This window comes from Actinomadura barringtoniae, from assembly GCF_017573505.1.
GTDB lineage: Bacteria > Actinomycetota > Actinomycetes > Streptosporangiales > Streptosporangiaceae > Spirillospora > Spirillospora barringtoniae.
This window is the reverse complement of record NZ_JAGEOJ010000007.1, coordinates 447002-471101: the sequence shown is the minus strand read 5'-3', so window position 1 is coordinate 471101 and position 24100 is coordinate 447002. Positions and strand designations below refer to the sequence as shown.

The 24100-nt window shown below is 70.6% G+C and carries 23 protein-coding genes and 1 riboswitch; of the genes, 16 read left to right on the top strand and 7 right to left on the bottom strand.

Annotated features, from left to right (window positions below; all coding sequences use genetic code 11):
- Window positions 1-333 precede the first annotated feature (333 nt).
- Together J4573_RS19885 and J4573_RS19880 are read left to right on the top strand one after the other, a co-directional pair.
- The gene (locus J4573_RS19885) at window positions 334-939 is read left to right on the top strand and encodes a TenA family protein (RefSeq protein WP_208257222.1); all 606 of its coding nucleotides are present in this window, start codon (window positions 334-336) and stop codon (window positions 937-939) included.
- Between the two features lie 109 nt (window positions 940-1048).
- Entirely contained in the window at window positions 1049-2470 is a 1422-nt protein-coding gene (locus J4573_RS19880) for an FG-GAP repeat domain-containing protein (RefSeq protein ID WP_208257221.1), read from the top strand.
- A 124-nt stretch (window positions 2471-2594) separates the two neighbouring features.
- Here the strand turns inward: J4573_RS19880 and J4573_RS19875 are convergent, their stop codons facing one another.
- Entirely contained in the window at window positions 2595-3755 is a 1161-nt protein-coding gene (locus J4573_RS19875) for an alkene reductase (RefSeq protein ID WP_279575515.1), read from the bottom strand.
- Entirely contained in the window at window positions 3748-4143 is a 396-nt protein-coding gene (locus tag J4573_RS19870; RefSeq protein WP_243773236.1) for a RidA family protein, read from the bottom strand. The genes J4573_RS19875 and J4573_RS19870 overlap by 8 nt, the downstream gene beginning before the upstream one ends.
- Window positions 4144-4247: 104 nt before the next feature.
- On the opposite strand from J4573_RS19870, the gene J4573_RS19865 reads away from it, so the two are divergent.
- Window positions 4248-4670 carry a MarR family winged helix-turn-helix transcriptional regulator gene (locus J4573_RS19865; RefSeq protein WP_208257219.1) on the top strand — a complete coding sequence of 141 codons (423 nt, stop codon included), beginning with the start codon at window positions 4248-4250 and terminating at the stop codon, window positions 4668-4670.
- Window positions 4671-4680: 10 nt separating this feature from the next.
- Here the strand turns inward: J4573_RS19865 and J4573_RS19860 are convergent, their stop codons facing one another.
- Entirely contained in the window at window positions 4681-5544 is an 864-nt protein-coding gene (locus tag J4573_RS19860; RefSeq protein ID WP_208257218.1) for an Fpg/Nei family DNA glycosylase, read from the bottom strand.
- A 309-nt stretch (window positions 5545-5853) separates the two neighbouring features.
- Between J4573_RS19860 and J4573_RS19855 the strand changes: the two genes are divergently transcribed.
- From J4573_RS19855 to J4573_RS19845, 3 genes are read left to right on the top strand one after another with little or no spacing between them, the layout of a single operon-like run.
- Entirely contained in the window at window positions 5854-6066 is a 213-nt protein-coding gene (locus J4573_RS19855; protein WP_208257217.1) for a heavy-metal-associated domain-containing protein, read from the top strand.
- The gene (locus J4573_RS19850; RefSeq protein WP_208257216.1) at window positions 6066-7037 is read left to right on the top strand and encodes a DUF8832 domain-containing protein; all 972 of its coding nucleotides are present in this window, start codon (window positions 6066-6068) and stop codon (window positions 7035-7037) included. The genes J4573_RS19855 and J4573_RS19850 overlap by 1 nt, the downstream gene beginning before the upstream one ends.
- Window positions 7038-7080: 43 nt before the next feature.
- Window positions 7081-9483 (top strand): heavy metal translocating P-type ATPase, encoded by a 2403-nt coding sequence (locus J4573_RS19845; protein ID WP_208257215.1) that lies wholly within the window; start codon window positions 7081-7083, stop codon window positions 9481-9483.
- Window positions 9484-9595: 112 nt separating this feature from the next.
- Here J4573_RS19845 and J4573_RS19840 read toward each other — a convergent pair whose 3' ends face one another.
- Together J4573_RS19840 and J4573_RS19835 are read right to left on the bottom strand one after the other, a co-directional pair.
- Window positions 9596-9841 (bottom strand): hypothetical protein, encoded by a 246-nt coding sequence (locus J4573_RS19840; RefSeq protein ID WP_208257214.1) that lies wholly within the window; start codon window positions 9839-9841, stop codon window positions 9596-9598.
- A 69-nt stretch (window positions 9842-9910) separates the two neighbouring features.
- Complete coding sequence (locus tag J4573_RS19835) at window positions 9911-10261, bottom strand: hypothetical protein (RefSeq protein WP_208257213.1); 351 nt, start codon at window positions 10259-10261, stop codon at window positions 9911-9913.
- 124 nt (window positions 10262-10385) lie between these two features.
- On the opposite strand from J4573_RS19835, the gene J4573_RS19830 reads away from it, so the two are divergent.
- On the top strand, window positions 10386-11138 hold the full coding sequence (locus J4573_RS19830; protein ID WP_208257212.1) for a DUF8832 domain-containing protein: 753 nt from the start codon (window positions 10386-10388) through the stop codon (window positions 11136-11138).
- Window positions 11139-11230: 92 nt separating this feature from the next.
- A complete protein-coding gene (locus tag J4573_RS19825; RefSeq protein ID WP_208257211.1) occupies window positions 11231-12010 on the top strand; it encodes an SDR family NAD(P)-dependent oxidoreductase in 780 nt (259 codons plus the stop codon).
- 278 nt (window positions 12011-12288) lie between these two features.
- Here the strand turns inward: J4573_RS19825 and J4573_RS19820 are convergent, their stop codons facing one another.
- Window positions 12289-12741, bottom strand: a complete 453-nt coding sequence (locus J4573_RS19820; protein WP_243773235.1) for an SSI family serine proteinase inhibitor — start codon at window positions 12739-12741, stop codon at window positions 12289-12291.
- A 73-nt stretch (window positions 12742-12814) separates the two neighbouring features.
- Here J4573_RS19820 and J4573_RS19815 point away from each other — a divergent pair, with 73 nt between their 5' ends.
- The 4 genes from J4573_RS19815 (at window position 12815) to J4573_RS19800 (ending at window position 17776) form a co-directional block, all read left to right on the top strand.
- Entirely contained in the window at window positions 12815-13147 is a 333-nt protein-coding gene (locus J4573_RS19815) for a rhodanese-like domain-containing protein (protein ID WP_372442854.1), read from the top strand.
- A 123-nt stretch (window positions 13148-13270) separates the two neighbouring features.
- A riboswitch (TPP riboswitch) is annotated at window positions 13271-13389 on the top strand.
- Window positions 13381-14796 (top strand): purine-cytosine permease family protein, encoded by a 1416-nt coding sequence (locus J4573_RS19810; RefSeq protein WP_208257208.1) that lies wholly within the window; start codon window positions 13381-13383, stop codon window positions 14794-14796. (Overlaps the previous riboswitch by 9 nt.)
- Before the next feature lie 105 nt (window positions 14797-14901).
- The gene (locus J4573_RS19805; RefSeq protein WP_208257207.1) at window positions 14902-16785 is read left to right on the top strand and encodes a sensor histidine kinase; all 1884 of its coding nucleotides are present in this window, start codon (window positions 14902-14904) and stop codon (window positions 16783-16785) included.
- Between the two features lie 445 nt (window positions 16786-17230).
- Window positions 17231-17776 carry an ATP-binding protein gene (locus J4573_RS19800; protein WP_307796723.1) on the top strand — a complete coding sequence of 182 codons (546 nt, stop codon included), beginning with the start codon at window positions 17231-17233 and terminating at the stop codon, window positions 17774-17776.
- Between the two features lie 218 nt (window positions 17777-17994).
- Here the strand turns inward: J4573_RS19800 and J4573_RS19795 are convergent, their stop codons facing one another.
- Window positions 17995-19206, bottom strand: a complete 1212-nt coding sequence (locus J4573_RS19795; protein ID WP_208257206.1) for an arginine deiminase — start codon at window positions 19204-19206, stop codon at window positions 17995-17997.
- A gap of 67 nt (window positions 19207-19273) precedes the next feature.
- Between J4573_RS19795 and J4573_RS19790 the strand changes: the two genes are divergently transcribed.
- The 4 genes from J4573_RS19790 to tuf all read left to right on the top strand — a co-directional run bounded on the left by J4573_RS19790 (window position 19274) and on the right by tuf (window position 24034).
- Entirely contained in the window at window positions 19274-20461 is a 1188-nt protein-coding gene (locus J4573_RS19790) for an MFS transporter (RefSeq protein WP_208257205.1), read from the top strand.
- Window positions 20462-20711: 250 nt separating this feature from the next.
- A complete protein-coding gene (locus J4573_RS19785) occupies window positions 20712-21974 on the top strand; it encodes an NBR1-Ig-like domain-containing protein (protein WP_208257204.1) in 1263 nt (420 codons plus the stop codon).
- 638 nt (window positions 21975-22612) lie between these two features.
- Window positions 22613-22738, top strand: coding sequence for a hypothetical protein (locus tag J4573_RS55410; RefSeq protein WP_279575514.1), 126 nt, complete (start codon window positions 22613-22615; stop codon window positions 22736-22738).
- Between the two features lie 111 nt (window positions 22739-22849).
- On the top strand, window positions 22850-24034 hold the full coding sequence (gene tuf / locus J4573_RS19780; protein ID WP_208257203.1) for an elongation factor Tu: 1185 nt from the start codon (window positions 22850-22852) through the stop codon (window positions 24032-24034).
- Window positions 24035-24100: the final 66 nt, after the last annotated feature.

Sequence of the window (24100 nt, the reverse complement as noted above, 5' to 3'; positions counted from 1 at the left end):
TGGGAGCGGGCCGTGGTGGGAGCGGGCCGTGGTGGGAGCGGGCCGTGGCGGGGTCGGTGCCAGAACGGGTGGCCGGGCGGGAATGACTTGGGGGCCGGCTCCGTTACATGTGATGGTCGGTGTGCCTGGAGTCCCCGGGCCCTACCTATTGCCTTCGCGGATTACCGTTCGGCTGGAGCCGCGTTGTGCCTTTCGCCGAGAGGCGACCCGCACATCGACCCAGACTGCGGCCCCGCCGGGAGCAACTCCCGGCGGGGCCTTGTCGTTGCCGGGGGCGTGTGGGTGGCGAGGGCCTGGCGTTCGCGTGGGCGTGGCGTTTGCGACTATTTGGACATGAGTCTTGCGGCGCATCTGGAACAACTCGGCCTTCCGCTGGTCGAGGAGCAGCTGAAGCACCCGACGGTCGAGGGGATCGCGCGAGGCGATCTCGATGAGGCGGTGTTCCGTTCCTGGCTGGAGCAGGACTATCTCTTCCTGCTCGACTACGTGCGGGTGTTCTCGCGGCTGGCCTGGCAGGCGCCCGCCGCCCATCTGGGCGACCTGGTCGATCTCGCGCACGCGACGTTCCATGACGAGCTGGCCCTGCATCGTTCGCTGGCCGCCGAGTTCGGCGCCGACCTGGAGGGGGCGCGCAAGGGCCCGGCCTGCGCGGCGTACACGAGCTTCCTGCTGGACAGCGCCGCCACGTACGGCGAGGGCCTCGCGGCGCTCTACCCCTGCATGTGGGGCTACTCGACGCTCGGCGCCCGGCTGATCGCCGACCCGCCCGCCGAGCCCCGCTACCGCCGCTGGGTGGACACCTACGCCGATCCAGGGTTCGCCGAGCTGACCGGGCGCTGCGCCCAGATGATCGATGAGGCGGGCGCGGATCCCGAACGCGCGGAGCGGCTGTTCCTGCAGGGCATGCGGCACGAGATCGCTTTTTGGGACGTTCCCTGACCGCCAATTGGTGCAATCTCCCGGACCATTTGGGGCCATTCCGGTAAACCGGTGGTGATCTAGGAGCGTCATCCGGATGACGTTCCCGGTCCCGATCATCGGAGTATCCGTGAAGATCTCATATAAGCCCCTCGCCACGGCGGTGGCCGCGATCACCGCGGCCGGCGCGCTCTCCGCCCTCACCGCCACCGGCGCCCAGGCCGCGCCCGCGGCGCCCGGCGCCGCCGCCAAGCCGAAGAGGCCCGCGATGTCCGGCGACTTCAACGGCGACGGCCGCCGCGACCTCGCCGCCCCCAGCCCGGAGGGCATGGTCAACAAGCAGGCGCAGGCCGGCTTCATCACGGTCGTCTACGGCGGTCCGAAGGGCCTCAACCCGGCGAAGAAGCAGATCATCTCCGAGAACAGCCCGGGCGTCCCCGGCACCGCCAAGCCCGTGTCGGGCAAGGCGGGCGACCTGTTCGGCATGGCCGTCGCCTCCACCGACTTCGACCACGACGGCTACGCCGACCTCGCCGCCAGCATCAACGGCCTGAACGGCATTGTGATCATCTACGGCGGCGCGAAGGGGCTTTCGAGCCGCACGATCTTCCTCAAGGCCAAGAAGGCCGGGTGGTTCGGCAGCCAGGTCACCCTCGGCGACTTCGACGGGAACGGCGTGACCGACGTCGTCACGCCGTCCGGCAGCGGCTTCGTCACGTTCAGGAACGTCGGCAAGCGCGCGGTCACCGGCGTGTACACCGCGGTGAAGGGGCCGGGCGCCTACCGTTCGATCAAGACGGCGGCCGGCGACTTCAACGGCGACAAGCGCTCCGACCTCGTCGCGTTCGTCGACGCCGAGGGCGGGGACGACGACCCGATCGCCATGTGGGCCGAACTGCGGCTCGGCACGAAGAAGGGCCTCGGCGCGAAGCGGCAGTTCGGCAACGGCTGGGCGGGCTGGAACCTCGGCCTGGTCGGCGACATCAACGGCGACCACAAGGCCGACCTGGTCGTGGAGCGGGCGTCCATCGACGACAGCAGGACCTCCGGCTACAACGTGCTCCTCGGCACCAAGGGCGGGCTGGGCGTGCCGGAGCCGACCAACGGCGCCTGGATCCCGCGCGCCGTCGGGGACGTCAACGGCGACGGCAAGGCCGATGTCGTGGGGGTCGACAAGCACCCCGACAAGGACGGCAACTTCAAGAACGTGAGCGTCAGCGTCCGGGCGGGCACCGCCACGGGCCTCAGCCCGAAGAGCGGCCCGAGCTACACGCGCAAGACGTTCGGCTTCGCGGAGATGCCCACGTTCAACAGCGACACCTTCGCCGACGGTCTCGAGCTCGCCGACCTCACCGGCGACAAGCGCGCCGACCTGCTGCTCGGCTTCCCGCGCGTCGGCACGGGCGGGAAGCCGAACCTCGGCCTGGTCTTCGTGCTCCGCGGAACGCCCGGGGGCGTCACGCTGCAGGGACGCCAGCGCCTCGGCTCCACCCAGCTCGGCATCACCGACCGTGAGCAGCACGACTTCGGCGGCAGCCTGCTCGACTACTAAGACCTGCAACCCAGCCAGGCACGCGAGCGCGTTACCTGAGCGGGTGACCAGCCGAGCGAAGCTCGTCCGTTAATGGTGGCGGGTGGGGGCTGGAGGACGGTGAGCCGTAGGCGAAGTCGCCCGCTCAGATCGCGGAGCGATGTCGCGCTCGCCGCTTTCGCGGTTCGGGGTCCGAGCCGCCAGGCTCTGACCCCGAGGCCGCGAAAGCCTTGAACAGAGCCGGGTAGTCGGTGTAGCCGCGGGCGTCCCCGCCGTACACCAGCTGCGGCACGTGCCGGGCGAGCGGCGCGCCCGCGGCGAACCGCGCGGGTAGGTCCGGGTTGGCGATGAAGTGCCGGCCGAACGAGAACAGATCGGCCAGCCCGGAGCCGACCACCTGCTCGCCGGCCCGCTGCGAGGTCGGCTCGGGGCCGTTGAAGTTGGCGATCAACGTGCCGGACCAGCGCGGCCGTAGATCGGCGAGCGCTCCGTACCGCCCGCGCTCGACGACGTGCAGGTACGCGAGGCCAAGCGGGTCGAGGGCGTCCACCAGCGCCCGGTGGGTCGTCTGCGGGTCCTTCTCGATCAGCTCGTTCTCCGGGTTGTCGGGCGACAGCCTGAGCCCGACCCGTTCGGCGCCGACCTCCGCCGCCACCGCCTCCACGACCTCGACCACGAACCGCAGCCGCCCGGCCAGCGACCCGCCATAGCCGTCGGTGCGCAGGTTGCTGTTGTCGGCGAGGAACTGCGAGAAGAGGTAGCCGTTCGCGCCGTGCACCTCCACGCCGTCGAACCCGGCCGCGATCGCGTTGCGGGCCTCCGCGGCGAAGTCGGCGACCGTGGTCTCGATCTCCGGGCAGCTCAGTGCCCTCGGGGTCACGTGCTCCACGAGCCCGGCGTCGCCCATGTAGATCCGCTGGCCCTCGATCCGTACGGCGGACGGCGCGACCGGCAGCTCACCCTCCGGCAGAACGGCCGGGTGGGTCATCCGGCCGACGTGCCACAGCTGGGCGAAGATGCGCCCGCCCGCCGCGTGCACGGCATCGGTCACCTCCCGCCAGCCGGCGACGTGCGCCTCGTTCACCAGCCCGGGAATCCCCGGACCGCCCTTGGCCAGGGCGTTCACGTACAGGCCCTCGGTGACGATCAACCCGGCGCTCGCCCGCTGCGCGTAATAGTCCTTGGCCAAAGGGGTGGGCACGCCGGTCGCGTCGTCGGCGCGGCCCCGCGTCATGGGCGCCATGACGATGCGGTTGCCGAGGCCCAGCGCCTCGTACGGAAGCAGCAGCGGGTTGAGCTCAGGCAACGTTCCGGCCCCTCTCCAGAGCGGTGACCTCGACCTCGATCTGCCAGTCAGGCTGAGCCAGCGACGAGACCTCGAGGAGGGTGTCGGCCGGGTAGGGCTTGTGGAGGAACTCCTCACGCAGCCGGATCACGTTGTCGAGGTTGGCCGCCATGTCGCGTACGAAGATGCCGACCTTGACCACGTCGGACAGGTCGGCGCCCGCCTCGGCCAGCACCCGCTCGATGTTCTTGAACGCCTGGCGCCCCTGCTCAAGGAAGTCCTCGGAGACCGTACGGCCGCTCTCGTCGAAGCCCGCCTGGCCCGACACGTAGATCAGGCCGGCCGCGCGGATGGCCTGCGAGATCCGGTACGGCTCGTACCAGTCAGGCGTCGTCGCGATCTGCTCCATCGAACCTCTCCTATCGAGAATATGCATGTACGTGCATGTGTTGTATGTACATGCAGATATTGGCACTGCATGTAATCTGTTGTCAACGGAAGGCGGGATCAGCCATGGACGCGGAGATCTGGAACCAGGTCGTGACGCTGCACGGCCGCGTGGAGCACCGGCTGGGCAAGGAACTGCAGCGGCGCCACGGCATCGGCCTCTCCGAGTACCGCGCCCTGTGCCGCCTCTCCAAGGCCGACGACGGCGAACTGCGCATGCAGGAGCTCGCGGACCTGATCGGCCTCAACCAGAGCTCGGTCAGCCGCCTGGTCGCCCGCCTCGAATCGGCGGGCCTGAGCCGCCGCGACCTGTGCCCGCGCGACCGCCGCGGCGTCTATACCGTCATCACCGACGAGGGCCGTGCCGTCCAGGACACCGCCGCCCCCACCTACTACGGAACGCTCACCGAGGCCCTCGACGAGTCCGCCGCCGACCCCCGAGTCGCCCCGCTAGTGACCGCCCTCCGCTCCATGCTCACCCCCGCCTGAGGAGGCGGAATTACTTGAGGAGGCGGGACATTCGGCGGTCGGCCAGGGGCTTGCCGCCGGTCTGGCAGGTGGGGCAGTACTGGAGCGAGGAGTCGGCGAACGAGACCTCGCGGATGGTGTCGCCGCAGACCGGGCACTTCTGGCCCGTGCGGCCGTGGACGCGCAGGCCGGTCTTCTTCTCGCCCTTCAGGTCCTGCGCCTCCAGGCCGCGCGAGCGTTCGACGGCGTCCTTGAGGGTGGTCTGGATCGCGGTGTAGAGGGTCGTGACGTCCTCCTCGGTGAAGGAGGAGGCGATCTTGAACGGGGACATCTTGGCGACGTGCAGGACCTCGTCGGAGTAGGCGTTGCCGATGCCCGCGATGATCTTCTGGTCGCGCAGGAGGCCCTTGATCTGGGTGCGGCGGCCGTTGAGGATCGCGGCCAGCGAGTCGGTGGTGAACGACTCGGCCAGCGGATCGGGGCCCAGCGAGGCCACGCCGGGGACGTCGGCGGGGTCGCGGACCAGGTAGACCGCCAGGCCCTTCTTGGTGCCGGCCTCGGTCAGGTCGAACCCGGAGCCGTCGTCCAGCTGGACGCGCAGGGCGAGCGGGTTCTTACCCCCGGGGCGTACCGGCTTGGTCGGGATCTCGTCCCGCCAGCGCAGCCAGCCCGCGCGGGCCAGGTGGATGACCAGGTGCAGTCCGTCGATGTCGAGGTCGAGGAACTTGCCGTGCCGGGCGACCCCGGTGACGCTCAGCCCGCCGAGCGAGGTGATCGGCGGGTCGTACGTCTTGAGCGCGGAGATGGCGAGAACATCGACGCGGGCGATGGCGTGGCCGACCGCGCGCTCCCGCAGAAAGGTGGCAAGTGCCTCCACCTCAGGTAGCTCAGGCATGACTCCAGTATCCGTGACGAATCATGTCCACAGGCCTGTGGATACCTGTGGACAAGGGCGTGTGAAACTCGTACTGACGGGGATTCCATGGCAGATAACTCGACAGATGCGGGCAAATCACCGAGCTGTGGCCGTGTGGATAACTTTCGGGCCGGGCGCCCGCGGCGGCGCCGATCGCCGGTGTGACGATCGTCTCGCGATAACCCATACCCCCTAGGGGTTGCGGACATCGGGACGTTATGTCACAGTGAGGTTCACGAGATACCCCCTAGGGGTAACTGATCCGGAGATGACAGGGGAGCTGCCGCGATGAGCACCACCACCTACACCGTCAAGGGAATGACCTGCGGCCACTGCGTCGGCTCGGTCAAGGAAGAGGTCGGGCAGGTCGCCGGGGTCACCGGCGTGGACGTCGACCTGGAGTCCGGTCGCCTGACGGTGACCAGCCAGAACCCCGTGGACGAGGCCCTGATCAAGGACGCCGTCGACGAGGCCGGATACGAGTTGGCGGCGCATTCCTGATGAACAACGCGACCAAGCTGGGAGCGTTCGTCCTGGGCCTGGCCGCGGTCTTCGGCGGCGCCCTCGGGGCCGGCACCATCGTCGGCCCCGTCGGCGCCACCGCGCAGACCGAGAGCCACGGCGGGATGAACGGGATGGAGCACGAGGCCTCCACGGCGTCCGGCACGGCCGTCGTTCCCGGCGGGCTCCAGATCTCCCAGGACGGCTACACGCTCGCTCCGCGCACGACCACGTTCAAGCCGGGAAACCTGACCGACTTCCGCTTCACCGTGAACGGCCCCGACGGCAAGCCCGTCACCGGCTACACGCCGCTCCACGGCAAGAAGCTCCACCTGATCATCGCCCGGCGCGACCTGTCCGGCTTCCAGCACCTGCACCCGAGCGAGGTCGGCGGCGGCGTGTGGGCCGCGGCGGTCGTCCTGCCCAAGCCGGGCGCCTACCGCTTCTTCACCGACATCCAGCCCAAGGGCGCCGAGAAGCAGCTCACGCTCGGCGCGGACGTCGTCGCGACCGGCGACTACGAGCCGGCGGCGCTGCCCAGGGCCGAGCAGGTCGCCAAGGTCGACGGCTACGAGGTCAAGCTGAACGGCACCCTCGTACCGGGCCGGTCCAGCAAGCTCACGCTCTCGGTGAGCAAGGACGGCCGGCCGGTCACCGACCTGCAGCCCTACCTGGAGGCGTACGGGCACCTGGTCGCGCTCCGCAGCGGCGACCTCGCCTACCTGCACGTTCACCCGGACGGCGAGCCCGGCGACGGCAAGACCAAGCCCGGCCCCGACATCACGTTCTACGCCGAGGTGCCGAGTTCCGGCGCGTACCGTCTCTACCTGGACTTCCAGCACGCGGGCAAGGTCCGCACCGCCGAGTTCACCGCGCTCGCGGGGAACGCGACCGGGACGCCGCCACAGCAGCCGCAGCAGCCGCAGGACGAGACCGGCGGCGGGCACGGCTCCGACGGCCACACTCACTGAGCATCGACCGCAGACCACACGACCTTCACGGAGGAGGAGAGCGATGACTTCCGGGACCGCGTCCAGCGGCTCGCAGATCGAGCTGGCGATCGGCGGAATGACCTGCGCCTCGTGCGCGGCCCGCATCGAGAAGAAGCTCAACAAGATCGAAGGCGTGACCGCGACGGTCAACTACGCGACCGAGAAGGCCAAGGTCGAGTTCCCCGAAGGGGTATCCCCGGAGGAACTGATCGCCTCTGTCGAGAAGGCCGGCTACACCGCCGAGCTCCCCCCGCCGCCCAGGTCCACGTCCACCGGCGACTCCGAGGTGGGCGACCGCGACGAGGACGACGGCCTGACGCCGCTGCGCCAGCGCCTCACGACCGCGGTCGTCCTGGCGATCCCCGTGATCGCCATGGCCATGGTCCCGAGGCTGCAGTTCGACAACTGGCAGTGGCTGTCGCTGACCCTGGCCGCGCCCGTCGTGACGTACGCGGGCTGGCCGTTCCACAAGGCCGCCTGGACCAACCTGCGGCACGGCGCCGCGACCATGGACACCCTGGTCTCGCTCGGCACGCTGGCCGCGTTCGGCTGGTCGCTGTGGGCGCTGTTCTTCGGCACGGCCGGCGAGAACGGCATGCGGCACGGCTTCGAGCTCACGATCGAGCGCTCGGACGGCTCGGGGAACATCTACTTCGAGGTCGCCGCCGGCGTGATCGCGTTCATCCTCGCCGGGCGCTACTTCGAGGCGCGCTCCAAGCGCCGCGCGGGCTCCGCGCTCCGGGCGCTGCTGGAGCTGGGCGCCAAGGAGGTCTCGGTCGTACGGAACGGGCGCGAGGAGCGGATCGCGACCGACCTGCTGCAGACGGGCGACCTGTTCGTCGTCCGCCCCGGCGAGAAGATCGCCACCGACGGTGTGGTCGAGGAGGGCTCCTCGGCGGTCGACGCCTCGATGCTGACCGGCGAGTCGGTTCCGGTCGAGGTCGGGTCCGGCGACGCCGTGGTCGGCGCGACCGTGAACGCGGGCGGCCGGCTGCTGGTCAGGGCCACCCGGGTCGGCTCGGACACCCAGCTCGCCCAGATGGCGCGGCTCGTCGAGGAGGCGCAGACCGGCAAGGCCCGCGTGCAGCGCCTCGCCGACCAGATCGCCGGCGTCTTCGTCCCGATCGTGATCGCGCTCGCGGTCGCCACCCTCGGCTTCTGGATCGGTACCGGCGGCGGGATCGCCGCGGCCTTCACCGCCACCGTGGCCGTGCTGATCATCGCCTGCCCGTGCGCCCTGGGCCTGGCCACCCCGACCGCCCTCATGGTCGGCACCGGCCGCGGCGCGCAGCTCGGCATCCTGATCAAGGGCCCCGAGGTGCTGGAGTCCACGCGGGCGATCGACACCGTCGTCTTGGACAAGACCGGCACCGTCACCACCGGCAAGATGGCCCTGGTCGACGTCGTCACCGCCCCCGGCGCGGACGAGACCGAGGTCCTGCGGCTGGCGGGCGCGCTGGAGAACGCCTCCGAGCACCCGATCGCGCAGGCCATCGCCCGCGGCGCCGCCGAACGCGCCGGAGTGCCCGTCGCCGACCTCGGCTCGGTCGAGGACTTCGCCAACATCGAGGGCCTGGGCGTCCAGGGCATCGTGGACGGCCACGCCGTACTGGTCGGCCGCCCGCAGCTCCTGGCCGAATGGTCGCAGCACCTCACGCCCGAGCTGGAACGCGCGATGAGCGCGGCCCAGGCGCTCGGCCACACCGCGGTCGCGGTCGGCTGGGACGGCTCGGCGCGCGCCGTGATCACCGTCGCGGACCAGGTCAAGCCGACCTCCGCCGAGGCGATCGAGCAGCTGAAGGCCCTCGGCCTGCGCCCGGTCCTGCTCACCGGCGACAACGAGGCCGTCGCCCGTACGGTCGCCGACTCGGTCGGGATCGAGGAGGTCATCGCCGAGGTCCTGCCGCAGGACAAGGTGGCGGTGGTCAAGCGCCTGCAGTCCGAGGGGCGCACGGTCGCGATGGTCGGCGACGGGGTCAACGACGCCGCCGCGCTCGCCCAGGCCGACCTCGGGCTGGCGATGGGCACCGGAACGGACGCGGCCATCGAGGCCTCCGACCTCACCCTGGTGCGCGGCGACCTGCGGGCCGCGGCCGACGCCATCCGGCTCTCGCGCCGCACGCTCCGCACGATCAAGGGCAACCTGTTCTGGGCCTTCGCCTACAACGTGGCCGCCCTGCCGCTGGCAGCGGCGGGTCTGCTCAACCCGATGATCGCCGGTGGCGCGATGGCGTTCTCCTCGGTCTTCGTGGTGAGCAACAGCCTGCGGCTGCGCCGCTTCAAGGCGCTGAACGGCGACGTGGACCCGACCGTCACGCCGCAGGAGCCGGCCAAGCGCCCCGCAGTCCCGGCCACCTGGCCGCCCCGCAGTCCCGGCCGTCCCGGCCGCCTGACCGCCCGGCCGCCCGGCCGCCCGACGGCCTAGCGGCGGCCCGACGGTCGGCCGCTGTACGGCATGGCTGAGGGCCGCCACCCCCCGCGGGTGGCGGCCCTCAGCGCGTTTGCTCGCGTCCCGGCGCCGCCGTGCGTGCTCGGCGTCAGCGCTGCTGCGGCACGAACGAACCGGCCGGGAGCACCTTCACGTGCAGGCCCAGGCACTCCGGGCAGGTCGGCTCGGTCCACGGCGGCTGGCTCGCGATGCCGTCGCGGCGCCAGGCGACCGCGTCGCCGCCGTGCCCGTCGTCGGCGTGCCTCGCCTCGTACAGCGCCTGGTATGGCATCAGGCAGTCCAGGCAGTAGAAGCGCCAGGTCTCGGCCAGCACGTGTATCTCTCTTGTACGCATGAAGAATCCCCGCTCCTGCGATGAGGTCGGCAAGTACGCGAAAGCGCGGAGAGACCGCGCGGGGATCGCTCAGGTACGCGAGACGCTCAATGTGACGAGGAGCTGGGCGCCCGGCGAACGGCCGCCGTGGCCGGCGCGCCTGAAGGCCTCGACGAGCGCCGCCGCGGACACCGCGATGGGCCGCGCGGCCTTGGTGAGGAGGCCGATGGAGCCTCGGAACGCCCGTATGACTGAACGCGGGCAGGCGGCGGACTCGGCGTAGCGGTCCTCCTGCTGGCGTTCCTCGACGCCGGACGATGACGCGGCGATCGAGGTGGTCGAGACGAGGCAGGACGGCTCGGCGCTCGCCGGAAGCCCGACGAGCCCGGACATGAAGATGATCAGTGCGAGCCCGAGTGCTCGCGCCGCCGTCCTGGTCACACAGAGAAACTTATCCTCACGCTGTGTAATGGAATCTCGACCGTTGGTAATGGTCCTCCCGGATGGCCCAGATCACACACGTTCGGGCTGTTCAGATACCCCCTAAGGGTATAAGTTCTGCATCATGAACACCACAGCGCACGCGCACCACGCAGTCCACGACGCGGCTCACGGCTCGGTTCCCGGCGGGCTTCAGATCACTCAGGACGGCTACACGCTCGACCTGGCCGACGCGATCGTCCGCCCCGGCGAGCTCGACTTCCGCTTCCGGATCCTCGGGCCGGACGGCCGCCCGGTCACCGCGTTCAGCCCCATCCACGACAAGGAACTGCACCTGATCGTCGTCCAGCGGGAGCTGACCGGCTTCTGGCACGTTCACCCCGAGCGCGCGGCCGACGGGACCTGGTCGGTCCGGCTGAACCTGCCCGAGGCGGGCGCCTACCGCGTCTTCACCGACATCTCGCCGCGCGACCTCGGCCGTACGATCACGCTCGGCGCCGACCTGGCGGTGGCCGGGGCGTACGACCCGCAGCCGGCGCCCGCGACCACTCGTACAGCGGTCCTGGACGGCGGCTACGAGGTGACGCTGGACGGCGAGCTCGGTGGCCTGCTCACGCTCACCGTTCACAAGGACGGCGCGCCGGTCACCGACCTGCAGCCCTACCTCGCGGCGTACGGCCACCTCGTCGTCCTGCGGGCGGGTGACCTCGCCTATGTCCACGTTCACCCGAACGGCGAGCCCGGCGACGGCGTGACCGCGCCCGGCCCCGACATCACCTTCCACGCGGCCGTTCCCGGGCCCGGCATCTACCGGCTGTTCCTCGACTTCAAGCACGCCGGAACGGTCCGGACGGCGCCCTTCACCCTCACTGCCTGAGCTGCTGAGCCGCCCGAACGATATGTAGCGACCACTACAAATAACTGCTACCGTCACATCTGTATCGACCACTACATATTTGGAGCGATGAGATGAGCGGCGAGTCGACGGATCTGCGGGGCAAGACGGCGCTGGTGACGGGCGCGAGCCGGGGCATCGGGCGGGCGGTCGCCGAACGGCTCGCCGCCGACGGCGCCCTCGTCGCGGTCAACTACGCGCGGGACGAGGTGGCCGCCAAGGAGGTCGTGGCGGCCATCACCGAGGCGGGCGGGCGCGCCTTCGCCGTCAAGGCCGAGCTCGGCACCGACGGCGACGTCGAATCCCTGTTCACGGCGTTCGACGCGGGACTGCGCGAGCTGGGCGCGGAGCCGCCTCTCGACATCCTGGTCAACAACGCGGGCATCGGAGCCAAGGCCACCATCGAGGAGGTCACACCGGACCTCTACGACCAGGTCTTCGCCGTCAACACGCGAGCGCTGTTCTTCATCACCCGGGAGGCCCTCACCCGGATGCCCGACGGCGGCCGCATCATCAACGTCACCTCGGGTGTCACCCGGATCGCCTTCCCCGAGGGCATCTCGTACGCCATGACCAAGGGCGCGGTCGACACGTTCACCCTCGCCCTGGCCAAGCACGTCGGCCCGCGCGGGATCACCGTCAACAACGTCGCCCCTGGCTTCATCGACACCGACGTGAACGCCGATTGGCTGCGCGGCAACCCCGAGGGCCAGGCCTACGCCGCCTCCCGGGCCGCCGTCGCCCGCGTGGGCGTGCCCCACGACATCTCCGGCGCCGTGACCTTCCTCGCCTCCGACGCCGCCTCGTTCATCACCGGCACGATCATCGACGCCACCGGCGGCGCCGATCTCTAGCCTCCGGACACATCTCTAGCCCCAGGACACACCAAAGGGCCCCGGTCGCGCGCCGACCGGGGCCCTTTGTCGCCGACGAAATCCGAGCGGGGAGGATTCGTCAGCGGACCTTGGGGGTGTGATCAAATACCTCGCCCGCACGCGAGCGCGTTACCTGAGCCCGGCGCGAGCGTAGCGAGCGTCGGGCGAAGACGGCGAAGCCGTGTCGCGCTCGCCGCTTTTGCGGTTCGGAGGCCGAGCCGCCAGGCGAGGCCTTCGAGGCCGCGAAAGAATCCAACTCAGCGGACCTTGGGGACATCGCCGAACAGCGGCGACAGCTTGTTCCAGCGGCTGAGCTCACAGCCGTCGGTGCGGGTGAACTTGGCGTCCACCGGCTTGCCCGCCCAGGTGCCCTTGACCGTGGCGACCTCGGGGCCGCCGTAGATCTTGGTGCACATCTGGTCCTTCGGTGGAGCCTTGAACGGCTCCTTGACCTTGGCGAGACTGGCGCAGGCCTGGCCGGCCTTGGGATGATCGCCCCCGGCGGGACCGCAGGAGAGGGTCCAGGTCTTGGCGGGTGCCTGTGCGGAGGCCTTGACGTTGACGGTGATCTTGTCGCCGTCGCCCGCGCCCGTGGCGGGGGAGACGGAGGTCGTGCCCGAGGCGGTCGGCGAGGTTTTCCCGGAGCCGCTCGAGGCCTGTTCGGAGCCGCAGGCCGCCAGTGACATGATCATGGCTAGGCCGGGCGTCATGAAAAGGAGCGTCCGATACCGCATGCGTGATTCGACGCGGACCGGTTCCGCGCGGTTCCATGGAGGAGTGATGATTTTCGGGGACGACGTCGCGGCCGTGGACGCGGCCGACGTTCCGCAGGACGCGTACCTGCTCGACGTGCGCGAGCAGTACGAGTGGGACGCCGGGCACGCGCCGGCGGCCGTCCACATCGCGATGGCCGAACTGAGCGACCGGGCGGGAGAGATCCCGCGTGACCAGGACATCTACGTAGTCTGCCGGTCGGGGGTGCGGTCCGCCCAGGTGACGGTCGCGCTCAACCAGGCGGGCTGGCTGGCCAAGAACGTCGACGGGGGCATGAAGCGCTGGGCCGAGTCCGGGCGCCCGATGGAGGGCGCCGAGGAGGGCCCGCCCTACGTGGCCTGACCGCACGTCCGGCTTTCTCCGAGGTGAGCGTGACCTTGCTCGCCGAGATCGACCATGCCCATCGACGCGCTGCGATCGCGCCGCGATCACGTCGTGCGCATGTACGATTTGTCCAGTCCTAAAACCACCCACCGCGGGAGCTCGGGCCGACCGGGCTGAGAGGGCGGCACACACGCAGGCGCCGCCGACCGCATGAACCTGTCCGGGTAATGCCGGCGTAGGGAGCGTGCACGATGACGTCTGCCGTCGACTCCATACACGAGGCCCCGCGCGACGAGGTCCCCTACACCCTCGACGAGCCCGCGCCGAAGGTCCTCAGCTTCTGGGACCAGAGCGCCTTCTGGGCCAACCTCGGCGTCAGCCTCTTCGCCTTCTCCGGCGCGTACACCGTGCTGGCGCCGGACGCGGCGGGCAAGCCGACGCTGTCGATCGTGGCGGGCATCGTCGCGATGATCGTCGGGACCGCGATCGGCGGGCTGATGCTCGGCCTGTCGGCCGCCCCGGGCGCGATCACCGGGCGTCCGGCGATGGTGCTGCTGCGCGGGCTGTTCGGCGCCCGGCTGTCGTACGTGCCGACCGTGCTCAACATCGCCCAGCTGGTCGGCTGGGGCACGTTCGAGCTGATCGTGATCGCCGACGCGGCACGGGCGCTGTGGGACGGGGTGCCGCGCTGGACGTACGTGGTCGCGGCCGGCGTGCTCACCACCGTGCTGACGATCTGGCCGCTCGGCTCGGTGCGGATGCTGCGCCGGTACGTGACGGCCGCCGTGATGATCTCGCTGGTCTACTTCTACGTCCAGCTGCTGCGCGAGCCGCTGCCGGACCTGACGCAGGGCTCGTGGGGCGGCTTCTGGCTCGGCGCCGACGCCGCCCTGGCCGTGTCGATCTCCTGGGTGCCGGTCGCGGCCGACTACACCCGGCACGCGCGCAGCGCCCGCGGGGCGTTCGGCGCGGCGGCGATCGGCTACTCGGTGACGCAGATCGTCGCCTACGTCCTCGGCCTGCTGGCCCTCGCGCTGGTGGCGGGCGACACGAGCAAGATCTACGACCCGTTCCTGAACGCGTCGCTGGGCGTGGTCTTCTTCGCGATCTTCGTGCTGCGGGAGGCCGACCAGTCCTTCGCGAACGTCTACTCGACCGCCGTCTCGATCCAGAACCTGGTGCCGAAGGCCGACCGCCGCGTGCTGTCGGTCGGGCTGGGCGTACTGATCACCGCGCTGGCGCTGCTGCTGGACATCGGCGACTACGCAAGCTTCCTGTCGCTGATCGGGTCGGTGTTCGTGCCGCTGCTCGGTGTGCTGGCCGCCGACTTCTTCCTCGGCCGGGGCCGCCGCCGCGGCTGGGACACCACGCTGGCGGCGCCGTCCCGCTGGGGCATGATCGCGGCCTGGGTGGTCGGCTTCGCCGTCTACCAGCTGATCAACCCGGGCGGCGTGAGCTGGTGGGCCGACTTCTGGGGCGACGTGCAGAGCGCGCTGAGCTTCACCCCGCAGAGCTGGATGAGCGCCTCGCTGCTGTCGTTCCTGGTGGCCGGCCTGGCCGCGATCCTGATCGGCCGGATCGGGGGCGGCGACCGCGCGGCGGCCGGTGCGGGCGGCGCGCCCGGTGCTTCCGGTGCGGCCGGAGAGGCCGATGCGACCCCGGTGTGACGGGCGATGTTCCGGTTTTCGGTGAAGTCTTGCGGACGAATGGGACGTCCGGTGGAAACGTTTCGGCGGTGGTTGCCCGGCGCCGACGCGAGATCCGGTGGCACGATGACAGGCGTGTCGCCCGACGTCCATGACCCGATCGCCCGCGCCGTCATCCAGTGCGCGGCCGATGCGATCGTGGCCGTCGACCGGCGATCGCGCGTCACGGTGTGGAATCCGGCGGCCGAGCGGATGTTCGGCTGGGCCGCGCACGAGGTCATCGGCCGGGTGCCGCCGATCGTGCCCGGCGAGCTCAAGGCCGAGCACAACGCCGTTCTGGAACGGCTGCTGACGCGGCGGGCGGGCGAGAGCGACACCGGCCAGATCTCCATCGCGACCCGGCGATTCCACCGGGACGGCCGCCTGATCGACGTCCGCATCGACACCAGCGTGCTGCAGGACCGCGCGGGCGACCTGCTCGGCTGGGTGGAGGTCTACCACCCGGTCGAGGAGGACGAGGTCGCCCAGCACCACATGGCCGAGCGGGCCCGGCTCGTACGGCGGCTGAACGACATCGTCGCCGACCTGAACGCCGAGCTGGACCTGGGCGTCGTCCTCGACCGGATCACCGCCGCGCTGATCGAGCTGACCGGCGCGGACGCGGGCGGGTTCGTGCGGATCGACGACGAGCGGCTGCGGCTGGTCAGCATGTACGGGCTGCCCGACCAGCTGCGCGGGTCCACCGCCGAGCTGCGCCCGAGCCTGGTCGGGGAGCTGCTGCGGTCGGGCAAGACCGTGATGCTCGCCACAGGCGAGCGGCGGCTCGGCGATCTGATCTGGTCCGAGCTGCCCGGCCTCCACACGATCGCGCTCGGCCTCTCGTTCCTCCAGAACAAGCCGTACGGCGCGCTCTACGCACTGTTCTCGGGCCGCAAGATCGGCCACACCGAGCTGGAGCTGCTCGAACTGCTCGCCGGGCACGCCGGGGTCGCGGTCGGCAACGCGGTCGCCTACGCCGAGGTCGTCCGCCAGCGCGCGCACGAACGCGCGGTGATCGACTCCAGCGCGGACGGGATCGCGGTGCTGGACCGGCACGGCCTCGTCCGGCAGTGGAACCCGGCCGCCCACGTGCTGACCGGGCTGTCCGGCGACGAGGTGATCGGCCGTGAGCTGCCCTTCGAGAAGCCCGCGCCGGGCGAGATGCTGACCTTCCCGCTGGAGTCGGGCGTCTGGCTGAACGTGCTGTCGGCGGAGATCGAGGAGACGGGCGGGCTGGTCGTCGACTTCCGCGACGTCAGCGAGGCCAAGGCGCTGGAGGAGGCCAAGGACCTGTTCCTGGCCACGACCAGCCACGAGCTGCGCACCCCGATCACCGTGGTGCAGGGCTTCGCGAGCACGCTGGTGAACCGCTGGGACGAGCTGGCCGACACCGACCGGCGTTCCGCCGTCGCCACGATCGCCGAACGGGCCCAGTCCCTCGGGCGCCTGGTCGAGCACCTGCTGCTGGGCTCCCGGGCCGGCGCCGACGAGCTCACCGTGACCAACGAGTCGTTCGACCTGGTCCGCGTGCTGACCGGCGTGGTCGCGGGCTTCCAGTCCCTGTCGGGCGTCCACGACGTCCGGCTGGAGATCGCTCCCGGCCTCCCGCAGGCCCTGGGCGACGTGATGGCCACCGACATCGTGCTGGGCCAGCTGCTGGAGAACGCCTTCAAGTACTCGCCCGACGGCGGCACGGTGAGCGTCCACGCCCGCCCGGAGGGCGACCGCCTGGTGATCACGGTCGCCGACGAGGGCATCGGCATCGCCCCCGGTGATCACGACCGCATCTTCGAGCGCTTCGTGCAGGGCGAGGCGGGCGACCGCCGCCGCTTCGGCGGCATCGGCCTGGGCCTCTACATCGTCAAGCGCCTCACCGAGGCCCAGGGCGGAACCATCGCCGCCCTCCCCAACCCCGGCGCCGGCACCTGCATGCGCCTGGAACTGGGCGCCGCCACGCCCCCGACTCTCTGAGAGGTGGGCAGGGTGGGAATGGCGGGGTGGCCACTTTGGCTCGGTCATTTCGCGGGATCGGGGGCGAGAAATTGGACCTTGGGGCGGCCGGACGGGGGCGGCCTATACCGGCCAGCCGAAGCGATGGTGGAGGTGTTGGCCGGATCTTGCCGTGATCTTGACAGGGCATGCGCGGTGAGCCTGGTGGAAAGTGCAGTGTGGCGGCAGTGTGACGGACGAAACGCGCGTGCGAGGAGTAATCCGCCGGCGGCTGGATAGATCTTTAGTTGGTGTTCCGTTGGCCACGGGGTTCCGTTCGAGCACCGCGTACGGGGGTGATGGCCGTGACCGGATGGTCAGTCGCTCGTTGGGCGAGTGGTGAGACGGGGTGCACATGTTTCCGGCCATCACCAATTGGGCATTTCGGTCGTACCGGAACAGGCGGAGCGGAGAGGACGAGCGAGAGGTGAGGGCGTCGAGCGTCGTACTGCTGCCACATGCGCCGTCCAGCGTCGCGGTCGCCCGTAAGCGGCTCAGTTCCGAGTTGAACGCCTCCGGGGTCTACGAGTCGGTCGTGGACGACGCCTGCGTCATCCTCAGCGAGCTGCTCAGCAACGCCCTGCGCCACGCGCGCCCGCTGCCGTCAGGACAGGTCAGGGTCACCTGGTCGCAGAAGGGCGACTGCCTGGAGGTCGCGGTCAGCGACGGCGGCGCCATGACCGAGCCACGCCGAGGACCTGGGACTCTCTCGTCGCTGGGCGGTCGCGGCCTCGGCATCGTCGAGGCGCTCACCGAGGGCTGGGGCGTACGTCATGAGGACGGCGCCACCACGGTCTGGGCGCGGATCAACGCGCCCCACACGGTCTCCGCCAACGGCTCGACCCCGCATCGCGCGGCCCACGCGGTCGCCCCTGAGCTCTCCGAGCTGCCCGACCCGCAGGATCGCCCCAACGGCAAGGCCGTGAACGGGGCCCGCCACGGCGTCATCACCGGCCGGGCGTACCCGGCTTAACGGGCTTAGCCGGGCGGCCGTAGCCGGACTGGTGTTCAAAGGGGCATACCCCCACCTAGCCGGACCTTCGTTCAATCTTGTATGGTCCTCAACAAGCTCGGGCGCTGTCGTGCCCCCGTCGACACCGCCCGAGCCTCCAACGTGAGAAAAGCCCCCGGCCACGGCCGGGGGCTTTTTCGTTTACCAGTGATCAGGTGCAGGCGATCAGGTGCCGATGATCAGGGCGCGGGCGGCGGCGCGTCGCGCAGGATCGGGCAGGACATGCAGCGCGGGCCGCCCCGGCCGCTGCCCAGCTCGCTGCCGCTGATGCGGATGACCTCGATGCCGGCCGCCTCCAGCTGGGCGTTGGTCTCGATGTTGCGCTCGTACGCCACGGCCAGGCGGGGCGCGACGGCGAGGGTGTTGTTGCCGTCGTCCCACTGCTCGCGTTCGGCGGTGACCGGGTCCAGGCCGGTGTCGATCACCTTGAGGCGGTCCAGGCCCATCGCCTCGGCGGCGGCCTCCAGGAACTGGCGGGGCTCGGAGACGCGCAGGTCGCCGTTCGCCGAGGTGACCGTGAAGGCCTGCAGGGAGTGCGCGACCGGCGGGTACATCACGACCGTGTCGACGTCGACCATGGTGCAGACGGTGTCCAGATGCATGGTCGCGCGTTCCTGAGCGATCGGAACGGCCAGCACGGTGTGGGCCAGACCCGCGTCGAACACCTGCCGGGCCAGGCGCTCCACCCCGGCGGGCGTGGTGCGTTCGCCGGTGCCGACGGCCAGCACGCCGGGCGACAGGAGCAGGATGTCGCCGCCCTCCAGGTGCTCCAGGGACGGGTCGTACACCGGCTCCAGGCCCGCGAAACGCGGGTGGTGGGCGTAGATCAGGCCGGTGATCGCCGACTCGCCGTGGCGGGCGGGCATCGCCAGGCTCGTGACGGCGACGCGATCGCCGATCCAGGCGCTGTTGTCGCGGGTGAACAGCAGGCCGGGGAGCGGGTCGATCACGAAGTCGTGCCGGTCCATCAGGCGGTAGACCAGGCCGTGGCCCGCCTTCAGCTCCTCGTGGGCCAGGCCCGCGATCAGGGTGTGGGAGAGATCCTCGGGGTCCAGGCCGTCCAGATAGCCCTTCACCACGCGGCGGAGCTGGTCGCCGAGGCGCTTGTCGTCCAGAACGTAGGAGATCGCCTGCTCGCGGGCCGCCTCGTACTCCAGGGCGTCCTGGAGCAGTTCGGTCAGGTAGAGGACCTCCACGCCCCGCTCCCGCAGGGCCTGGGCGAAGCCGTCGTGCTCCTCCTGGGCCCGCCCCACCCACGGGATCGCGTCGAACAACAGCTTGTCGCTGTTGCGCGGGGTCAGCCGCTTCAGTTCGGCGCCCGGACGGTGCAGCAGTACGGTGCGCAGCCGTCCTACCTCGCTGGTTACCCGGTGCTGGTGCTTGTCTGCCACATCGGCAGTCTAAGGTCCGGTTCTGGCGTGGTTTTCACGTGGTCATCGCGTATGTCACGATCCAGCGGTGAGCGCCCGTGCCGGTGGCCTGCCGGTTTATCTCGGCGCGGCCACCTTGCTGCGGGTCTCGGCCGAGGGGATGGGCACCGCCCTGGTCCTCACGGTCCAGGCACGTACCGGGCACGCCGCGACCGCCGGTTTCCTGCAGACCGGCCTGACGCTGCCGTACGTGCTGAGCGGGCCACTGATCGGGCACGCGTTCGACCGGACGGCCCGGCCCCGGGTGGTCGCCGCCGGACTGATGATCATCTACGTGCTGGCGTCCGGGCTGCTGTTGCTGCTGGCGGGCCGCGTGATGCTCGTCGTCGCGCTCGCCGCGGCCGTCCTGGTGGGCTGTACGGAGCCGATCGTGGTGGCGCTGACGAGCCTGCTGCCGCGGTTCGTGCCCGAGGAACGGCTCACGCGCGCGTACGGGCTGGAGGCGTCGAGCTACAACGTCGCGGGGATCGCGGGTCCGGGCCTCGGAGCCGCCTTCGCGGCGGCGGTCGGCGGGAGCCTCGCCGGGGCACCGATCGTGTGCTGTGCGGCCCTGGCTCTTTTCGGCCTTCCTCTTATCCCTTTCAGACCTCCGCAGGTTGATACGGGGGGTGCGTCGTCGTTTCGCTCCGTGGCAATCGGCGGTCTCGTGCTCCTGTGGGCCAACCGGGTGCTGAGAGGGCTCACCGTGGCCACGACGCTGGCCTGGCTGGGCTTCGGCGGGGTCGCCGTCACCACCGTTCTGCTGGCGCAGCGCCTCGGGGCACCGCCGAGCGCCGGCGGGCTGCTGCTGGTGGCCCTGACCTGCGGCTCCTTGGCCGGATCACTGGCCTCGGCACGGTGGCTCACGCTGAAATGGGCCGAGACGGTGATGCCGGCCGGGCTGGTGGCGTTCGGGATCGCCCTGGGCTGCCTGGCGCTCGCGCCGTCCCTGGGCTGGGCGATGGTGTTCTTCCTGCTCGCGGGCGTGAGTGAGGGGCCGGTGTTCGCCTCGACCCTGATGCTCCGCCAGCGCGAATCGCCACCCGATCGGCTCGGTCAGGTCAACACCACCGGGGGCAGCCTCAAGATCGCCGCCTCGGCGGTGGGGGCGGCCCTCACGGGCGCCTTCGCCGACGCGATCGGGGTCGTCGGCTTGGTGATCGCCATCGCATCCTTCCAGTTCACCGGGGCCCTCCTCGGCGCCTGGATCCTGCATCGTCCCAGGTCGAGGGCGTAGGCACAGATCTGGCACAGATCTGAGTAAGGACACCGTCCCCTTGGTCATCACCGTTTTCATCCTCGGTCTGTCCTTTCGGACGCATCTCGGCCGGTATCGTCAAGGGTCTGGACATGATCTGTGGTGAGGCAGCTCCTTGGAGTTACGAAAGGGAGCAGGTGTGGATACCTCGGTTGGTCAGGGACAGGAAGGCGGCAGGCGGGGCCGCAGGTCGCGACGGCCGGATCCGGCGTCGGGGCCGGTCGCGGCATTGGCCGAGCTCCTGTGGCGGCTGAAGAAGTCTGCCGGCGATCCCTCGTACGCGGAGATGGCCGCGATGGGCGCCGCCGCCTCCAAGTCGTCCCTGGCGGCAGCGGCTCAGGGTCGTTCGCTCCCGAGCTGGGGCACGACCTGGGAGTTCGTGCGCGTGCTCGCGGTCGACCGGCTTGGCCTGGACCCGGTGGAGACCGAACGCGAGTGGCGCGCCCACTGGCAGAAGGCCCGCGACGCCATGACCGCGGCGGAGGACGCCGAGGAATGGGGCGAGGTCGAGCCCGGGGCGGTGCCGCAGGGCCCGCATGCCGGCTTCTCGGTCGACCCCATGGCGGACGCCGCCACGGCCGCAGCCGGCGGCGCGACCGACCTCGGCACTCCTGGCGGTCCCGGCCTACCTGGTGGACCCGGTGGTCCGGCCGCGCCTGGCATGCCTGGCGCCGGTCCGGGCGCCGCGGCGGCGTTCGAAGCCGGACCTCCCGGACCTTCCGGAGCCCCTGGAACCCTCGGCCCCGAGGGCGTTCCGATGGGCGGCCAGGGTGTCGGCTCCCCGTACGGGCCGGGCGCAGGTGCGCCGGGAGCCCCGGGCATGCCGGGCGCCCCGGGTCCGGGCGGCGATAACACCGCTTGGCCCGCCGGAGCCTGGCCCGGCGGTGAGAGCTCCCAGGGCTGGAACGCCTCGCACGGCTTCGACGGGGACGACGGCGGCCCGCCGACCGACCCCGGCCCCGGCACTCCGCCGCCGCACGCTCCCACCGCGCCGCCGAAGAAGCAGCGCCGCTTCCCGGTCTGGATCTTCGCCGCCGCCGCGGTCGCCATGATCGTCATCGGCGGCGGTGTCTACATCGCCTGGCCGTCGGCGGACGGCGAGCCCAAGCAGCCGCCGGTGCACGCCTCGGTTGTCCCGATGCCCAAGCCCAAGGACGACTCCACGTTCATCAAGGACATCACCTACCCGGACGGGACGCTCGTCAAGGCGGGCAGCACGTTCGAGAAGGTGTGGCGGCTGCGCAATTCCGGCAGCGTCCAATGGAGCAACCGGAAGCTGATCCAGATCGGCGACAGCCCGTGCTTCGCGCCGAAGAGCGTGCCGATTCCCGAGACCTCGCCCGGCCACATGGTCGACGTGCGGGTCCGGGTGAAGGCGGCGAACCGGCCGACCAAGTGCAAGATCTTCTTCAAGATGGCCGACTCCGCCGGCCGCATCCTCATGCCGACCAAGCGCCCCATCTTCCTCTATGTCCAAGTGGGGCATCTCTGACCTGCGACTTCATTTGTCCAGTCAGCGCTGTACGGCGCTTGGACGAGAAGTCCTGGTGCCCGCCCCGGCCGCATGCCAACGTTGGTGACGCAGCAAGGCCGGGGCACCACAGTCCGGTCCAGAACTCCTCGCACAGGGCCCAGATCCCCGCTTAGGGCCCTGCGTGCGGATCACCATAGATCCCCGCTCAGGGATGACCCTCTCGTAAAACTTGGAAGGTAATCGTTCCCATGTGCCCGAACACCCGCCATTCTCACGATGACCGGGGCGGTGTTGGTCGGGCGATGTCGCCGAACGGCTTGGGCGGCATTCATCAACAGGTCATCGTTTTCACCGGACCCGCGAAAGGCGTCCGGCTCTCATAAATAGGCAAGCAGCTGGAAACTGATCCAGACTCATAAGTCCCGCCCTGCCTTCTCAGGGTGATGGACCGCCGTTATCCCCAAAAGGTGCGGCGTGCGAGGCTGCCCGGCGCGGGACGGTCTGCACGCCGCACTTTGGCGTCCACGGGCCTCCGCACACCTCCGCAGCACCTCCCACGCCTCCGCAGCGCCTCCGCTGCCCCAGCCCGCCAAGGGCCCGGGCAGGGGCCGAATAATCAATCGACTTGCCGACCTGGCGGCTCGTACCCTCAAGGCATGTTCTTCGCAGCCGGCACTCGCACGCTCGCAGACCTCGGTCTGCTGAGCGCGGTGCCGGCTGCCTTCCTCACCACGGGAGCAGCGGCAGCAGGCGCAGTCGTCGTCGACGGCGCGCGAAGCTGACCCCTCTCCGTCCCACCTCCGGAGAACCAGCGGAGGGGGGTGGTCACCGCTCCCGGGCGTCGCGCCCGGGTGGTTCTCGCGTTCGACTTCACACGTGAGGACAGAAGGACCATGGCCAAGCAGCTCTACGAGCGCGGCAAGCCGCATCTGAACATCGGCACGATGGGGCACGTCGACCACGGCAAGACCACGCTGACCGCCGCGATCACCAAGGTGCTCGCCGAGCGCGGGCTGGCGTCCGCCGTCCCGTTCGACGGCATCGACCGTGCGCCCGAGGAGCGCGACCGCGGCATCACCATCAACATCGCGCACGTCCACTACGAGACCGCGACGCGGCATTACGCCCACGTCGACATGCCGGGCCACGCCGACTACGTGAAGAACATGATCACGGGTGCGGCCCAGATCGACGGGGCGGTGCTGGTGGTCTCGGCGCAGGACGGCGCGATGCCGCAGACGCGCGAGCACATCGTGCTGGCCCGGCAGGTCGGCGTCCGGCACATCGTCGTGGCGCTCAACAAGTCCGACACGGTGGAGGACGCCGAGCTCCTCGACCTGGTCGAGCTGGAGGTGCGCGACCTGCTCTCGGAGTACGGCTTCCCGGGCGAGGAGATCCCCATCGTCCGGGTGTCCGGCCTCCGCGCGCTGGAGGGCGACCCGTACTGGACCGCCCGCGTCGTCGACCTGCTCGACGCGATCGACGCCTACGTGCCGATCCCCGAGCGGGTGCTCGACCGGCCGTTCCTGATGCCGGTGGAGAACGTCCTCACCATCACCGGCCGCGGCACCGTCGTGACCGGGGTGGTGGCGCAGGGCGCGATCCGCGTCGGCGACCAGGTCGAGGTGGTCGGGCTGGGCGAGACGTTCGGCTCGGTAGCGACCGGGCTGGAGACGTTCGGCCAGTCGATGGACCACGCCGAGGCGGGCGACAACACCGCGATGCTGCTGCGCGGCATCAAGCGGGACCAGATCCGGCGCGGCCAGGTCGTCGCCGCTCCCGGCTCGATCCGGCCGCACAGCCGGTTCCGGGCCCGGGTGCGGGTGCTGACCGCCGCCGAGGGCGGCCGGAGCAGGCCGTTCTTCCACGGCTACCGGCCGCAGTTCCACTTCCGTACGACCGACGTGGTCGGCGGCGTGGACCTGGGCGGCGACGGCAGCATGGCGCTGCCGGGCGACTCCGTCGAGATGGCGGTCGAGCTCGGCAAGCCGGTCGCGATGGCCGAGGGCCTCGGCTTCGCGATCCGTGAGGGCGGCCGTACGGTCGGCGCCGGAACGGTCGTCGAGCTTCTCGACTAGACCGCCGTTCGGCGTCACCGGCCGCTCTGCCGGCGAACGCGAGGACCACCTCGCACCCATCGGAAA

Coding starts and splice junctions, on each gene's coding strand:
- J4573_RS19850 (WP_208257216.1), top strand. CDS start 6,066: ATGAACAACGCGACCAAGCTGGGAGCGTTCGTCCTGGGCCTGGCCGCG.
- J4573_RS19865 (WP_208257219.1), top strand. CDS start 4,248: ATGGACGCGGAGATCTGGAACCAGGTCGTGACGCTGCACGGCCGCGTG.
- J4573_RS19885 (WP_208257222.1), top strand. CDS start 334: ATGAGTCTTGCGGCGCATCTGGAACAACTCGGCCTTCCGCTGGTCGAG.
- J4573_RS19855 (WP_208257217.1), top strand. CDS start 5,854: ATGAGCACCACCACCTACACCGTCAAGGGAATGACCTGCGGCCACTGC.
- J4573_RS19845 (WP_208257215.1), top strand. CDS start 7,081: ATGACTTCCGGGACCGCGTCCAGCGGCTCGCAGATCGAGCTGGCGATC.
- J4573_RS19805 (WP_208257207.1), top strand. CDS start 14,902: ATGACAGGCGTGTCGCCCGACGTCCATGACCCGATCGCCCGCGCCGTC.
- J4573_RS19825 (WP_208257211.1), top strand. CDS start 11,231: ATGAGCGGCGAGTCGACGGATCTGCGGGGCAAGACGGCGCTGGTGACG.
- J4573_RS19860 (WP_208257218.1), bottom strand. CDS start 5,544: ATGCCTGAGCTACCTGAGGTGGAGGCACTTGCCACCTTTCTGCGGGAG.
- J4573_RS19830 (WP_208257212.1), top strand. CDS start 10,386: ATGAACACCACAGCGCACGCGCACCACGCAGTCCACGACGCGGCTCAC.
- J4573_RS19810 (WP_208257208.1), top strand. CDS start 13,381: ATGACGTCTGCCGTCGACTCCATACACGAGGCCCCGCGCGACGAGGTC.
- J4573_RS19870 (WP_243773236.1), bottom strand. CDS start 4,143: ATGGAGCAGATCGCGACGACGCCTGACTGGTACGAGCCGTACCGGATC.
- J4573_RS19840 (WP_208257214.1), bottom strand. CDS start 9,841: ATGCGTACAAGAGAGATACACGTGCTGGCCGAGACCTGGCGCTTCTAC.
- J4573_RS55410 (WP_279575514.1), top strand. CDS start 22,613: ATGTTCTTCGCAGCCGGCACTCGCACGCTCGCAGACCTCGGTCTGCTG.
- J4573_RS19820 (WP_243773235.1), bottom strand. CDS start 12,741: ATGACGCCCGGCCTAGCCATGATCATGTCACTGGCGGCCTGCGGCTCC.
- tuf (WP_208257203.1), top strand. CDS start 22,850: ATGGCCAAGCAGCTCTACGAGCGCGGCAAGCCGCATCTGAACATCGGC.